At 60.1% G+C, this 14,659-nt stretch carries 12 protein-coding genes and 1 riboswitch; of the genes, 6 read left to right on the forward strand and 6 right to left on the reverse strand.

Annotation, left to right across the window (positions count from 1 at the left end):
- Positions 1-33: 33 nt before the first annotated feature.
- Both thiD and thiC read right to left on the reverse strand, forming a co-directional pair.
- Positions 34-864 (reverse strand): bifunctional hydroxymethylpyrimidine kinase/phosphomethylpyrimidine kinase, encoded by an 831-nt coding sequence (gene thiD / locus KTF55_RS04995; RefSeq protein WP_217107775.1) that lies wholly within the window; start codon positions 862-864, stop codon positions 34-36.
- A 182-nt stretch (positions 865-1,046) separates the two neighbouring features.
- The gene (gene thiC, locus KTF55_RS05000; RefSeq protein ID WP_217107776.1) at positions 1,047-2,381 is read right to left on the reverse strand and encodes a phosphomethylpyrimidine synthase ThiC; all 1,335 of its coding nucleotides are present in this window, start codon (positions 2,379-2,381) and stop codon (positions 1,047-1,049) included.
- Positions 2,374-2,489, reverse strand: a riboswitch (TPP riboswitch). Its footprint overlaps the gene before it by 8 nt.
- Before the next feature lie 63 nt (positions 2,490-2,552).
- Here thiC and KTF55_RS05005 point away from each other — a divergent pair.
- Positions 2,553-3,068: a hypothetical protein gene (locus KTF55_RS05005; protein ID WP_217107777.1), complete on the forward strand. Its 516-nt coding sequence runs from the start codon at positions 2,553-2,555 to the stop codon at positions 3,066-3,068.
- A gap of 23 nt (positions 3,069-3,091) precedes the next feature.
- Here KTF55_RS05005 and KTF55_RS05010 read toward each other — a convergent pair whose 3' ends face one another.
- Together KTF55_RS05010 and KTF55_RS05015 are read right to left on the reverse strand one after the other, a co-directional pair.
- Positions 3,092-3,901 (reverse strand): YaaA family protein, encoded by an 810-nt coding sequence (locus KTF55_RS05010; protein WP_217107778.1) that lies wholly within the window; start codon positions 3,899-3,901, stop codon positions 3,092-3,094.
- 103 nt (positions 3,902-4,004) lie between these two features.
- Positions 4,005-5,402, reverse strand: a complete 1,398-nt coding sequence (locus KTF55_RS05015; RefSeq protein WP_217107779.1) for an aminopeptidase — start codon at positions 5,400-5,402, stop codon at positions 4,005-4,007.
- A gap of 166 nt (positions 5,403-5,568) precedes the next feature.
- Here KTF55_RS05015 and polA point away from each other — a divergent pair, with 166 nt between their 5' ends.
- Positions 5,569-8,319, forward strand: coding sequence for a DNA polymerase I (gene polA, locus KTF55_RS05020; protein WP_217107780.1), 2,751 nt, complete (start codon positions 5,569-5,571; stop codon positions 8,317-8,319).
- A gap of 274 nt (positions 8,320-8,593) precedes the next feature.
- Here the strand turns inward: polA and KTF55_RS05025 are convergent, their stop codons facing one another.
- A complete protein-coding gene (locus KTF55_RS05025) occupies positions 8,594-9,421 on the reverse strand; it encodes a Cof-type HAD-IIB family hydrolase (protein ID WP_217107781.1) in 828 nt (275 codons plus the stop codon).
- A 554-nt stretch (positions 9,422-9,975) separates the two neighbouring features.
- Here KTF55_RS05025 and KTF55_RS05030 point away from each other — a divergent pair.
- From KTF55_RS05030 to ndk, 4 genes are all read left to right on the forward strand, one after another.
- A complete protein-coding gene (locus KTF55_RS05030; protein WP_217107782.1) occupies positions 9,976-11,202 on the forward strand; it encodes an argininosuccinate synthase in 1,227 nt (408 codons plus the stop codon).
- Between the two features lie 233 nt (positions 11,203-11,435).
- Complete coding sequence (locus tag KTF55_RS05035) at positions 11,436-11,606, forward strand: hypothetical protein (protein ID WP_156961417.1); 171 nt, start codon at positions 11,436-11,438, stop codon at positions 11,604-11,606.
- A gap of 118 nt (positions 11,607-11,724) precedes the next feature.
- Entirely contained in the window at positions 11,725-13,155 is a 1,431-nt protein-coding gene (argH, locus tag KTF55_RS05040) for an argininosuccinate lyase (RefSeq protein WP_217107783.1), read from the forward strand.
- A gap of 384 nt (positions 13,156-13,539) precedes the next feature.
- The gene (ndk, locus tag KTF55_RS05045) at positions 13,540-13,944 is read left to right on the forward strand and encodes a nucleoside-diphosphate kinase (RefSeq protein WP_035138006.1); all 405 of its coding nucleotides are present in this window, start codon (positions 13,540-13,542) and stop codon (positions 13,942-13,944) included.
- A gap of 151 nt (positions 13,945-14,095) precedes the next feature.
- Here ndk and rpiB read toward each other — a convergent pair whose 3' ends face one another.
- Positions 14,096-14,563, reverse strand: coding sequence for a ribose 5-phosphate isomerase B (gene rpiB / locus KTF55_RS05050; protein WP_217107784.1), 468 nt, complete (start codon positions 14,561-14,563; stop codon positions 14,096-14,098).
- Between the last annotated feature and the right edge of the window lie 96 nt (positions 14,564-14,659).

A 14,659-nucleotide genomic window follows, 5' to 3' on the forward strand; every position in this document is an offset into this window, starting at 1 on the left:
AGGTGTCCTTTGCGGTGGTTTGGGCTGCGAATCTTAATACTGCCACATGTGGTTGACAGGGCCGGAGCCTTTGCCCATGTTAAAGCCGGCGGCCAGAGCGCCTGTCAGGTAGGCCTTGCCGGCGTTGACGGCGTCGGCAAGATCCATGCCCTGAGCCAGCGCGCAGGCGATGGCGGACGAGAGCGTGCAGCCGGTGCCGTGTGTGTTGTCGGTCTCGATGCGCTTGTGGCGGAACCACGTGGTGAGTGGATCTCCCAGATGGTTGCCCTCGTCATCGAGTGGCGCGGGTTCGGCCAGTACATCGTTGGCCTCGTTGACAAAATGCCCGCCCTTAACGAGGGACGCGCAGCCAAAGCGGCGGGTGAGGAGCATGGCGGCATTTTGCTGCGTGCGCTCGGAATCGACCTCGTAATCGAGCAGCGCCATGGCCTCGGGAATATTGGGCGTGATAACCGTCGCTAGCGGGAACAGGCGGCGGGTGAGCGCCTCGGCGGCATCTTCGGCAATCAGCCGTGCGCCCGAGGTGGCTACCATGACGGGGTCGACTACCACGTTTGTCGCGTTCCAAGCGCTCAGGCGGTCGGCGATAGCATCGATAATCTCGGCAGAGGAAACCATGCCAATCTTGACGGCGTTGGGGCGGATATCGTCAAAAACGGCATCGATCTGCGCCGCGACAATATCCGGGGAGATGTTCTGCACGGCGGTGACGCCCAGGGTGTTCTGTGCGGTGATGGCGGTGATGGCCGTCTCGGCATACAGGCGGTGCGCCGTGATGGTCTTGATGTCGGCCTGAATGCCGGCGCCACCGCTGGAATCGGATCCTGCGATGGATAGAACGGCAGGTACCTTACTGCGATCCATGTTCGCTCCCTTGTTCGGTCGGAATCAAATGGGTCTTTAAGCCAGCATTATAAAGATGCCCGGGCCGACTCTATGTCGAACCCGGGCGGGCGATGCAATCTTTACGCAAATGTAAGCAAATGTTCACACGTCAACAATTGACAGGCACCAGCTCGTCGCCAGAAGCGGCCGCAGCGACAGGGCTAGTCCTCCATGCCGAGGTCGATCGTGGTGCCCTCGAAGATCTTGTTGACGGTGCGGACGGCGCACATCTTGCCACACATGGTGCAAGTGCCCTCGGTGGCGGCGGGAGACTCCTCGTAGCGCTTCTTGCCCGTAACCGGGTCGAGCGCGCACTTCCACATAGCGTCCCAGTCGAGCTTGCGGCGTGCCTGGCCCATCTTGTCGTCCATGTCGCGGGCGTGGGGCACCTTTTTGGCGATGTCGGCAGCGTGTGCGGCGATCTTGGTGGCCATGAGGCCATCGAGCACGTCCTGGGCGTTGGGCAGGCACAGGTGCTCGGCCGGTGTCACGTAGCACAGGAAGTCGGCACCGGAGCTGGCGGAGATGGCGCCGCCGATGGCAGCGGTGATGTGGTCGTAACCCACGCCGATATCGGTCACCAGCGGCCCGAGCACATAGAACGGGGCATTGTGGCACAGGCGCTTCTGTAGCTTCATGTTGGCGGCGATCTCGTCGAGCGCCATGTGACCCGGGCCCTCGACCATGACCTGGACGCCGGCGGCCCAAGCGCGCTTGCACAGCTTGCCCAGCTCGATCATCTCAGCGGTCTCGGTGGCGTCGTTGGAGTCGTAGAGGCAGCCCGGGCGGCAGGAGTCGCCGAGCGAAATCGTCACGTCGTACTCGTGGCAAATCTCGAGCAACTCGTCGTAGAACTCATAGAACGGGTTCTCGTTACCGGTGACCTCCATCCAACCAAACAGCAGTGAACCGCCGCGGCTCACGATGTTCATCAGGCGGCCGGTCTCCTTAAAGGTCTTGGTGACCGACTTGTTGATGCCGCAGTGAATGGTCATAAAGTCCACGCCGTCCTCGGCATGTGCGCGCACGACCTCGAATAGGTCGTCCTTGGTGAGTTTGACCAGCGGCTTTTCCATGTAGTCGATGGCGTCGTACATGGGGACGGTGCCTACCATGAGCGGCGTCTCGTCGATGAGCTGCTGGCGGAACTGGCGTGTCTTGCCCGAGTTGGAGAGGTCCATGATGGCGTCGGCGCCAAAGTCCTCGGCGATCTTGACCTTCTTCCATTCCTCGGCGGCATCGGCCTTGTCGCCCGAGATGCCCAGGTTGACGTTGACCTTGGTGGACAGGCCTTCACCGACGCCAAAGGCGCGCATGCCCTTTTTGATGTGCACGATATTGGCGGGAATGGCGATGCGGCCGTCGGCCACGCGCTCGCGGATGTACTCGGGGTCGCGATGCTCGCGCTCGGCGACTTCCTTCATCTGCGGCGTGATCTGCCCGGCACGGGCGAAGTCGATTTGCGTGACGAGCTTGGGCTCGGTCTGTGTGCTCATTGGCACGGCTCCCTTCGTTGGCATTACCCATATCAGGTTTGCGGGTCAGGGCGGGCGCGCCCAGTCTCAGCCTGCCGTCTTGTCCTGCAAGCTCCCCGTTTATGTAATGGGCTCAAGTATAGCTCGAATGGGTACGATTGGCCTAACGAGCGTGCCTGTGGGGAGGCGTACATGGAAGACAAGCATCTATATCGAGAGACGCAATGGGATGTATCGGCCGAGGAAAGCCGTGCGCACCATGGCCTTGTCGCGATTGGTTTTGCGGTGCTTGCCGTGTTGGTGATTGCCTTTTGTATTTGGACGTTCGGCGGTCCTGGCGGCGCCACCTGGGGGTTTGAAGCCGACGAGGGCCTGCCGATTATGACCATGAAAGTTTCTGGTGGCAACACGGTTGCCGCACCGGGCGACTATTGGTATCTGCGCGACGAGTTTGTGCAGCTGCAGTTGAGCGGCGGGTCTATTCCGGGTGAAGAAATCGAACGCGTGACGTTTGATGAGGCACTCAAAACACTCATGGTGAAGCTCAAAGATCAGGGCGATGCACCCACGACCATGGATATCGCTCTGACGGAGTGGCGTCTGGAACCTCCGTCGGGCGTTACGGTATCCGACGTAGAGCACGTTAAGGTTACCTACCAAGATGGCTCGACGAGCGAGATTGCAAAGGCCGATGGCTTGGCGGAGTAACGGGGTGTTTGGAAACGGCGGGCCTATTGTGCCTGCGCGTTCATGAATACCAGGGTGTTTTTGTCTGAAAGCTCGGGGATGTGCCGATAGCCGATGTTGAATGTGGTAAGTTCGCTTGCATCCTCGAGCTTGTTTTCTGCCATCCACCGCACCATGGAGCCGCGCGCCTTTTTGCTGGCGGTCGACCGTTGGATGGGCTTCCCGTTGCGGATACCCTCGCCAAAGAGGCACGTGACGGCTGTGGCGTTGCCCGCGAGGTGGGGCAGAACGGCTTTGGCATACTCTACGCTGGCGAGGTTGACGATCGTGGTGTTTGAGCCTGCCGGGGCGGTAGCCCGCGCGAGCTTGTCGCTCCAAAACGCGTAGAGGTCTCGGGCATCGTCAACGGCGAGCTTCGCGCCCATCTCCAGCCGATACGGTTCGACGGCATGAAAGGGACGAACGCACCCGTAGAGGCCGGAGAGGATCCACAGATGGTCTTGCAGCCATGCGAGCTGCGCGGAATCCATCACTTCGGGTGCCATGCTCTGGTATTGAATGCCGTGATAGGACATGACAGCAGGGGAGAGGTGACGGGCGAGTGCGGGATTGTCAAGATCGCCGTTTTTCAGGATGGGCCCGAACTCATGCAGGGTGTTGAGGCAAGGCCCCAGCAGTTTGTCACTCACGTTCCACAGCGCCTGCAGGCCGCCGCTGCCTTCATTCCGCTCGATATCTAGCAGTGCGCGGTGGAGGCGAGAAGTCTCGTGCGCAAAAGGTGGAATGCCCAGGACTTCAAAAGCATCTTGGGCCGCGCGCATCTGCTTGGCGGGCGAAATGATGACCTGCAGCATGGACTCTCCTCTGCCAAAAAGGAAGTTGCGGTGGAATACGGTCTGTTTTGGCCGTTTATGGGCCAGTTTAGTCCGTATTTCACCGCAACTGATGAAGGGTTGGTTAGGCTCGCTCGATGAAGGCCTTGTAGCCGCGATAGGCCTCGTAGATGTCGGCCTTGTTGGCGACCTCCCACAGGGCGTGCATGGACAGGACGGCAACACCGGAATCGATGACGTTCATGCCGTACTTGGCCATGATGTAGGCGATGGTGCCGCCGCCGCCCGCGTTGACGCGGCCGAGCTCACAGGTCTGGAAGTCCACGCCGGCCTCGTCCATGATGTCGCGGACGAGGGCCACGTACTCGGCGTCGGCGTCGTTGGAGCCGCCCTTGCCGCGGCTGCCCGTGTACTTGTTAAAGCACAGGCCGCGACCCATAAAGGCCGCGTTCTTGGTCTCGAACTTGCCGGCATAGCCCGGGTCGAAGCCGGCGGACACGTCAGAGGAGAGCATACGGCTGCGGGCGAGCGCGCGGCGCAGGGCCAGCGGGCTATCCTCGCCGGCGAGCGTCATGATCTCGGCGACGGTGTTCTCGAAGAAGCGACTTGTCATGCCGGTGGCACCCACGGAGCCAATCTCCTCCTTGTCGACGATGAGCGTGATGCTCGTGCGCTCGACATTGGCCACATTGATCTGGGCGAGCATGGACGGATAGGCGCAGACGCGGTCGTCGTGGCCATAGCCCAGAATCATGGAGCGGTCGAGACCCATGTCGCGGGCGGGGCCGGCGGGCACGACCTCGATCTCGGCGGAGAGGAAGTCCTCCTCCTCGACGTCGTACTGCTCCTTGAGGATGTCCAGGAACATCTGCTTGACGGGCTCCTTGGGGGCGTCCTTGTCGTCCTCATCGAACTTGACGGGACGGCCGCCCACGATCACGTCGAGGATCTCGGCGTCGACGGCGTCCTTGGCGGGCTTGGCCATCTGCTCGCTCGAGAGATGGATCAGCAGGTCGGAGATGGTAAAGACCGGGTCGTCGGCCTTGTCGCCGATATTGATGTCGACGGTGGTGCCGTCCTTTTTGCAGATGACGCCTACGAGCGCGAGCGGGGAAGCGACCCAGTGGTAGCTCTTGACGCCGCCATAGTAGTGCGTGTCGAGATAAGCCATGTCGCCGGCCTCGAAAGCGGGGTTCTGCTTAAGGTCCAGGCGCGGCGAGTCCACGTGGGCGCCCAGGATGTTAAAGCCCTGCTCGAGCGGGGCGGTGCCCAGGTTGACGAGCATAAGGTCCTTGCCGTGGTTAGCGGCGTACACCTTGTCGCCTGCCTTGAGCTCGCGGCCTTCGTCGATTACGGTCTCCAGGTCGACGTATCCCGCCTCCTCGGCCATCTTGATGCCGGCCTTGACGCACAGGCGCTCGGTCTTGTTCTCACTCAAAAACTGCTTATAGCCGCGGCAAAGCTCCTCGAGCTCCTCGACTTGCTGTGGCGTGTACTTTTTCCATGCACAGGGACGCTCCATGACGCAGGCTCCTTTCGGATCGATCGTGCTGGTTGATGTGTCGTGAGCCATCGTATCACGCGCGGGCTCACGGTGGCGGGGGAGCTTGATGTGCGGTGGCCGCGGGGCGGGGAGCGTGTAAACTGGAGTGAGCAAACCGTGCCCAGCCCAAAGCGAGGTATTCAATATGTCTGACAAGCGCCGTACCTTTGCCGTCATCGACGGCAACTCGCTCATGCATCGCGCCTTCCACGCCGTGCCGCCGACCATGAACGCGCCGGACGGTCGCCCCACCAACGCGATCTTCGGCTTCCTGAACATGTTTCTTAAGATGATCGACGCTTTTAACCCCGACGGCGTTGTTGTGGCGTTTGACAAGGGCAAACCGCGCGTGCGCATGGAGATGCTGCCGCAGTATAAGGCGCAACGCCCGCCCATGGACCCCGATCTGCATGCGCAGTTCCCTATGATTAAGGAGCTGCTCACCGCGCTCAACGTGCCGATTCTGCAGTCCGAGGGCTGGGAAGGCGACGATATCCTGGGAACCATGGCGCGCCTGGGTGAAGAGGCCGGCTGCGACATGCTACTGGTGACCGGCGACCGCGACATGTATCAACTCGTGACCGAGCACGTCAACGTGGTCTCGACCCGCAAGGGCCTGTCCGACGTGGCGATCATGACGCCCGAGAGCGTGGACGACCTGTATCACGGCATTACGCCGGCGCTCGTGCCCGATTTTTACGGTCTAAAGGGCGATACGTCGGACAACATTCCCGGCGTACCGGGCATCGGCCCCAAAAAGGCGAGCGCGCTCATCGCACAGTACGGTAGCCTGGACGAGGTCATCGCACATGCCGACGAGGTCAAGGGCAAGATGGGCGAAAACCTGCGCGCGCACATCGACGATGCCCTGCTGAGCCGCAAGGTCGCGACCATCCGCACCGATGCGCCCGTTGAGCTCGATTTTGAGGCGACGTCCTTCCCGGCGTTTTCTGCCGACGAGGTGTCTGCGGCACTGGGTACGCTTGGTATCACCGCCATGCAGAACCGTTTCTTGGCGCTGATTGGCGGCGAGGGCGGGGCTGCTGCTGCCTCCAGTGTGTTTGAGATACCTGCGATGGTCCGCGCAGCCGCCGGCGATGCTGACGCGCTTGGTGCCGTTGCGGCTGAGGTCTCCCGCGCGATTGATGCCGGCGAGTGGGTCGCCGCCGTGGTGGACGACGACAAGGAAGAGGGCGCGCTCTTTGGACTGACGCGCACGCTGTGGTTGGCGACGTCCAAGGGCCTGTTCGCGCTCGAGGAGGGCGACGGCTGTGCGGCGGCTGGGGTTGAGGGCTTCAACTTCGCCCACGGCATGATTGCCGGCGTGCTTGCGCGCCTGTTTGTGGAGGGCCGCGTGGCGAGCCCGGATATGAAAGCGCTGCTGCATGAGCTTTCGCCCATCGATTCTTCCGAGCCCGAGCTTATGGATCCGCTGGCAGTCGATTCCACGCGCATCTTCGACACCGTGGTTGCCGCCTACCTGCTGGATTCCGACCGCTCCGAGTTTGACGAGGCGTATCTGGCCGATACCTATCTGCAGATGGCGCTGCCTGCGGCGCGCGGCGCAGAGGGTACTGGTGAGGACGCTTCGGCGCCTGCCGCCCGTACTGCGGCTCTGACGCTGGCGCTCGTGGCGCCGTTGCGCGAGTGCATGGTCCGTGAGAATGCCGCCAACGTGTTCGATGGCATCGAGATGCCGCTCGTTCCGGTACTTGCTAAGATGGAGCGCGCGGGCATGCTCGTGGACCCCGACCGTCTGCACAGTCTGTCCGAGGGTCTGGCGACCCAGATTACCGAGGTTGAGCGCAGTATTCGCGACCTGGCGGGTGACGAGACCTTTAATATTGGCAGTCCCATGCAGCTGTCGCATGTGCTCTTTGATGTGATGGGGCTTCCGACCAAGGGCCTCAAGAAGACTAAGCGCGGCTATTATTCGACCAACGCCAAGGTACTGAGCGACCTTGCCCGTGACCACGAAATCGTGCGTCTGATCTTGGACTGGCGTGAGAAGTCCAAGATCAAGTCTACCTATCTAGACACGCTGGGCCCGCTGCGCCGTGGTGACGGTCGCGTACACACTACGTACAACCAGACCATCACGGCAACGGGGCGTCTGTCCTCGAGCGACCCAAACCTGCAGAACATCCCGACGCGCTCGGAGCTGGGTCGTACCGTCAAGACGGCGTTTTCGGCAGGCGAGGGAAGCGTCTTTTTGGCGGTGGACTACTCGCAGATCGAGCTGCGTCTGCTGGCGCATCTCTCGGGTGACGAGCACTTGGTGCGCGCCTTTAACGAGGGCGAGGACTTCCATGCCGAGACGGCGGCGCGCGTGTTTGGTGTGCCGGTGTCCGAGGTAACGCCCGACCTGCGCAGTCGCGCCAAGGCCGTGAACTTTGGCATCGTGTATGGCCAGCAGGCCTATGGCCTGTCGCAGTCGCTGCATATCTCGATGGCCGAGGCGCGCGTCATGATCGATCGCTACTACGAGGCCTACCCGGGCGTGCGCACGTTCCTCGACAACGTGGTAGCACGTGCCAAGCAGACGGGCTACGCCGAGACCATGTACGGCCGCCGTCGTCATATTCCGGAGCTCAAGGCCAAAAACCCGCAACTCCGCGGCTTTGGCGAGCGTACGGCTATGAACCACCCCATGCAGGGAACCGCCGCCGACATCATCAAGATCGCCATGGCCCGCGTAAGCCGCCGCCTGGAAGAGGAAGGCTTTGCCGCCCACATGATCCTGCAAGTGCACGACGAACTGGACTTTGAGTGCCCCATCGACGAAGTCGAGCGCCTAACCACCATGGTCCGCGACGTCATGGAACACGTAGTAGACCTCCGTGTCCCCCTAATCGCCGAAGCCAGCACCGGCATAACCTGGGCCGACGCCAAATAGGGAAGTGCCCACAACCCTAAAGTAACCAAACCAGAAGGGGGCTCCTTGCCAACAAGGAGCCCCCTTCATTCCAAAAAACCAGCCAAGTATCTAGGCGCCAAGACGCCACCCAGACGGCGAGCAAGTCACCCAAGGACCTGGCCGGGCGAGGCGGGTAAGTTTTTCGTAGATTCCGCACGAGCCGGAAAGCACTTAATGTGCTTTCCGAGCGAGCCCAGGACCTGACCGAGCGAAAAACTTACCCGCCTCGCCCGGCCAGGTCCGACGAGCCACGTTAACGAGCCGCCAAGATGGCGTCGATGAGCGTCAGTACGCCCCCGTCGTTGTTGCTCGGAATGCGCCACTTGGCGTGTGCATTCATGTGCTCCTCGGCATTGTCCACGATAAAGCTATGTCCGACGCGCTCCAGCATGGGGATATCGTTGTAAGTATCGCCCACGGCGGCGGCGTCGGCGATATCGATGTCCAGGTGCTCGCACAGGTGCGCGACGCCGGCGCCCTTGTCGACGCCCAAGTTCATGAAGTCGATCCACTCGCGCCCGGCGTTGGTGACGTAGAGCTTGTCCGAGAACTCGGGGCTATAGGTCTCGCGGAATGCGGGCTCGGCATCGTAGGCGGGGAAGAAGATCGAGATCTTGTTGGACTCGATATCAATGCCCTCAAAGCTATCGACGTAGTTGATTGTGTTGTAGTAGACGCTGATCTCGTCGTGGTATTGATGGTCGCGGGCAAGCACGTAGAACTCGTCGAAGCAGCACAGGACGGGGACAGCGCGAGGATCCTCCGAGGCGCGGCTCAAGACCTGCTGGTACAGCTCCACGTCGATAATGCTCTTATAGATATAGCTGCCGCGATAGATCACGCACGCTCCGTTGTCGGGACAAAAAGCAAGGCGGTTTTTGATGCCCTCGAACATCTCCTCGAGCTTGGGGGCGGGACGTCCGCTGGCGGGGCAGAATACGATGCCGGCGTCGGCGAGCTTGTCCAGGCGCTCATCAAGACCCTGGGGCAGCACACGCTCGTCGGTCAGCAGCGTCTTGTCCATATCGACGGCGAGAATCTTAATGTTGCCGATGTTGGCGTCCGATTCGTAAGTTTGCATAAAAGCGAGCCTTTCGTTTCGAGATTGTTTCAGACGTTATAACCATCAATTCGTAGTCGGGCGTATTTTCGCAGGAACGGAGCGTATTTGCACCACGCTTCACAAAGTAATGAAAAAACTTTTCAGAAATTTGAATTTGTCGCTTGTGCTGCGAGCACTTTAGCGTAATATAGCGACCATCGAAAACGGAGACGGAAAAACAACCGCTTACCGAGGAAAAGGTACCGTTTACGATATTAGAATTGCGCCCGGCGATAGGTGAAAGGAGAGGCAGATGCAGTTCGTAACGATCATCACCACTGCAGACAATGCCATCCGACGCCAGCGCGCAATTTCCCGACGACGATAACAATCGTCTCTGTCCGCATGGGGCGAATTGCCTCAACAGAGTCATTTTGAGGTCGTTGGGTTTTAGCACGACATTGCTGCATGTTTCTAGGGCATGTATGTGCTGATTTTTGCTATTTAACCTGATATTGCACGGTATATGACCTTGAAATGACTTGCAACTGACCGATGTTCTAACTAGCTACCAAGGGCGAAAGGAAACAGCCATGAGCAAGGAAAAAGTCGTTCTCGCATATTCCGGTGGTCTTGATACATCCGTATGTGTCAAGTGGCTCCAGGACGAGAAGAATCTCGATGTCGTTTGTGTCTGCGGCAACGTGGGCCAGGAAGAGACCGGACTGGATGCCAAGAAGCAGAAGGCGCTCGACCTGGGCGTTCTCGATTGCCAGGTGCTCGACCTGCGCGACGAGTTCTCCGATGAGTTCCTGACCAAAGCCATCGCAGCAAACTCCATGTACGAGAACAAGTATCCGCTGCTCTCCGCCCTGTCTCGCCCGCTGCTTGCCAAGAAGCTTGTTGAGGTCGCCCACGAGTTTGGCGCGACCTACGTCGCCCACGGCTGCACCGGCAAGGGTAACGACCAGGTCCGTTTTGAGGCCGCCGTCAAGGCCCTCGACCCCGAGCTCAAGGTTATCGCCCCGGTTCGCGAGTGGGACCTGAAGTGCCGTCCCGACGAGGTCGCCTATGCCCACGCCCACAACGTGCCGGTCCCCGAGGGTGCCAACGACAACCCCTACTCTATCGACGACAACCTGTGGGGTCGTGCCATTGAGTGCGGTCACCTGGAGGATCCCTGGAACGAGCCGCTCGACGACGCTTGGGTTATGACCAAGAACCCCGAGGACACGCCGGATACCCCGACCTACACCGAGATTGAGTTTGAGGCCGGCAAGCCCGTCGGCGTCGACGGCAAGAAGATGAAACTCTCCGAGATCGTCATCGCCCTCAACAAGATCTCCGGCGACAATGGCTTTGGCCGTCTCGATCTGGTCGAGGATCGCCTGGTGGGCCTTAAGAGCCGCGAGTGCTACGAGGTTCCCGGCGCCCTGACGCTCATCACCGCCCACAAGGCGCTCGAGGACATCTGCGTCGAGGGCGACCTGCTCAAGACCAAGATCAAGCTCGAGCAGGATTGGGCCACCGCCGTGTACAACGGCCAGTGGTACAGCCCGCTCAAAAACGCGCTCGATGCCTTTATGGCCGATACCCAGAAGTTCGTGACCGGCACCGTCCGTCTGAAGTTCTTTAAGGGCAACTGCCATGTCGTCGGCCGCAAGAGCCCCTTCAGCCTCTACGACTACGGTCTGGCTACCTACGACCGCGACACCACGTTTGACGAGAAGGCCAGCGCCGGCTTTATCGAGATCGATACGCTGTCGCTCAAGACGTGGGCAAAGGTCCAGGGCCCCAGCTCTGCTGCCGCCCAGGCCTAGCGCCTCCTTCCCTTGGTATCCGCGCGGCCCATCCGCGTGATACATAACGGGCGCACGGGGTCCCTACCTTTCGTTATGCTTGCTGACACTTCTTAACATCGGTGGCCCCTACGTTCCGCCCGCATATATGATGCCGCGTCTGCGGCTGAGTCCGAGCCCCGCCGGGGTTGTCCGGCGGGGCTCCTTCTATCAATTTGGCGGCTCTGCGCCTATATATATGAGGAGTATCCATTATGTTCAATGCTTTCGCGCATGCTTTACTTGCCCTCGCGCCCGAGTTCGATGCTGCAAAGGTCGAGGACGTTCCTATGAGCCTAAAGGCCTGGATCGATGGTTCGCAGGGCAACATCCGGAGGGAGACGTTGGGTGCCAAGTGCATGGCGCGTCACTTCTTTGCAAATTAGCTACATGGCTCCGCTCACGGTGGGGAATGTGTAAAACTAGCGGTTGAAAAATCGCTTTAGCGATATGGCGCATTGCTTTGGGCGCTTGTTTTGGTATTTGGAGAAAGGGGACGGTTCCATGGCTCTTTGGGGTGGTCGTTTTGAGGCAGGCGTGGCCGAGGTCACGCAGGAGTTTGGCGCGTCGCTGCCGGTCGACAAACATCTCTATAAACAGGATATCGCCGGCTCTAAGGCGCATGCCAAAATGCTGGCGGCCCAGGGCATCATCAGTGCCGAGGACGAGCAGGCGATTGCCGAGGGTCTGACCGGAATCGAACAGGATATCGATGCCGGCAACTTCACCTTCGACATCAACGACGAGGACATTCATATGTCCATCGAGAGCGAGCTGACGCGTCGCATCGGCGAGGCTGGCAAGCGCTTGCATACCGGACGTTCGCGCAACGACCAGGTGGCGACCGACACGCGCCTGGGCGTCAAGGCGCTGGCCAAGGAGCTCATGGAGGCCAATCTAGAGCTGCGCCATGTGCTGGTGGATGCGGCTAAGAAGTACGACAAGGTGATTTTGCCGGGCTACACGCACATGCAGCACGCTCAGCCCGTGCTGCTGTCGCATCATCTGCTGGCGTATTCTTGGATGTTCGCGCGCGACTTTACACGCCTGAAGGCCGCCTTTGATGCCGCCGACAACTGCCCGCTGGGTGCTGCCGCGCTTGCCGGTACGAGCTATCCGCTCGATCGTCAGATGACGGCTGCCGAACTTGGCTTTGCGGGCGTGATCCCCAATTCGCTCGATGCTGTTTCCGACCGTGATTTCCTGCTCGATTTGCATTACGCCGGTTCCGTCATGGCCATGCACCTGTCGCGTCTTTCCGAGGAGATCGTGCTGTGGTCGAGCTCCGAATTTGGCTTTATCACGCTTTCAGACTCCTACTCCACCGGCTCGTCTATCATGCCGCAGAAGAAGAACCCCGACTTTGCCGAGCTTATCCGCGGCAAGAGCGGTCGCGTGTACGGCAACCTGGTGCAGCTGCTGGTAACCATGAAGGGCTTGCCGCTTGCTTATAACAAGGACTTGCAGGAGGACAAGGAGGGCGCGCTCGATACCGCCCATACGCTCATGCAGTGCCTGTCCGTTATGGCCGGAATGATTTCGACTTGGACCGTCAACGAGGATGCCATGGCGCGCGAGTGCGGCGTGGGGCACCTTGCCGCCACCGATGTTGCCGATTACCTGGCTAAGCGTGGTCTGCCGTTCCGCGAGGCACATGCCGTGGTGGGCCATCTGGTCCTGATGTGCGAGAAGCGCGGCTGCAATCTTGAGGACCTGCCGTTTGAGGTGTTCCAGGAGGCAAGCCCGCTCTTTGAGCGCGACATTACCGAGGCGCTCGACATCCCGTCGATTGTCGCTGCGCGCACGACCGAGGGCGGCACCGCCCCTGCCGCCGTTGCCGTGCAGCTTGAGCGCGCTGAGGCGCAGCTCGTGGCTGACGAGGGCGTGTTTGGATCGCTGACCAAGGTCGTCGAGATGGGTCACGGGGTAAAGTAGAAATCTGGCCGAAGCCGTTTTTGCCATTTATTGAGGAATCATTTTTTGCTTTACGGGCGTCTGCTGATGTGGGCGTCCGTATTTTGTTGCTATGGGGAGGGGCTTGTCGAGAACTTCTGTAGGACCTTTGGGCAGGTTGTGAAGGGGTACGTTCGCGGGTGGCAACCGACCGTCTGCTCTGTTCGATGCGGTTGATGGGCGGTCGGATGGTACTCTAATCGGGCTTCGAAACAGAAGTGACACATATGGAGCGCTTTAATAAATTGCAACGTTTCAATAAACAGCTTTTTGTTTAACTGCAGCTAAAACTCTGTTACGATGCAGTCCAGGCGGGTGCCGGAATGGGACTTGGGCACGCGCGAACCTACTTGAAAGGCTACTTTTATGGCTATCGAGAAGACCTTCATCATGATTAAGCCCGACGCCGTGCGCGACCGCAAGATCGGCGAGATCGTTGCTCGCATTGAGCGCAGCGGCCTTGTCATCGAGCGCATGGAGATGACCACGCTCGAGCGCGCTACCGTCGAGGAGCACTACGCCCATCTGGCCGACAAGCCCTTCTTTGGCGGTCTCTGCGACTTTATGACGAGCGGTCCGGTCGTCAAGATGGTCGTTTCCGGTCTCTCCGCTGTTGCTAAGATGCGCACCCTCATGGGCGCTACCAACCCGCTTGAGGCTGCTCCTGGTACCATCCGCGGCGACTTTGCCGTCGATGTCAACGCCAACGTGATCCACGGCTCCGACTGCCTGGAGAACGCCGAGATTGAGATCAAGCGCTTCTTTGGCTAAACCAGCTTTGACTCCTTAAAGCTGTTAGCGTGTGGCTTGGGCGCCGCGGAACTCCATCCGCGGCGCCCTTTTATTCCAAAATCTATGCAGGGGCCCGCTCGGACATGTGTTCCGAGCGGGCCCCTGCTGTTAGCTTGTGGCACTGAATAGTTTAGGCTTCGCCGACGATCTTAAGGGCGCGCGTGTGATCGATCTCGTTGAGGAGGTTAACGCGACGCTCGTGACGACCACCCTCAAACTCGGCGTCGAGCCACTCGTCGACGATCATCTTGGCGAGCTCGGAGCCCACGACGCGGGCGCCAAAGGCGAGCACGTTGGTATTGTTGTGCATGCGGGAGAGCTTGGCGCTGAAGGGCTCGGAGCACACAACGGCGCGTACGCCCTCGACCTTGTTGGCAGCCAGGCTAATCCCGACACCGGTGCCACAGATGAGGATGCCCAGGTCGACGTCGCCGTTGGCAACGGCCTTACCCACCTTGTAGCCGGCGATGGGGTAGTCAAAGCTTTCGGAGGTGTCGGTGCCAAAGTTCACGACCTCGCAGCCGCGCTCCTTCAGGTGCTCGGAAATGATGTTCTTGAGCTCGACGGCGGCGTGGTCGTTACCGATACCGATCTTCATGGATGGTTCCTCTCTGGTCTGTGCGGCGCAAATGCTAAAGGTGTTTACCGCGTTCGACTGCATGATAGCGCGACTTTTGCGTAAACGCTCGGGCGT

This window comes from Collinsella sp. MSK.8.10, assembly GCF_019041915.1.
In the GTDB taxonomy this organism is placed as follows: Bacteria; Actinomycetota; Coriobacteriia; order Coriobacteriales; family Coriobacteriaceae; genus Collinsella.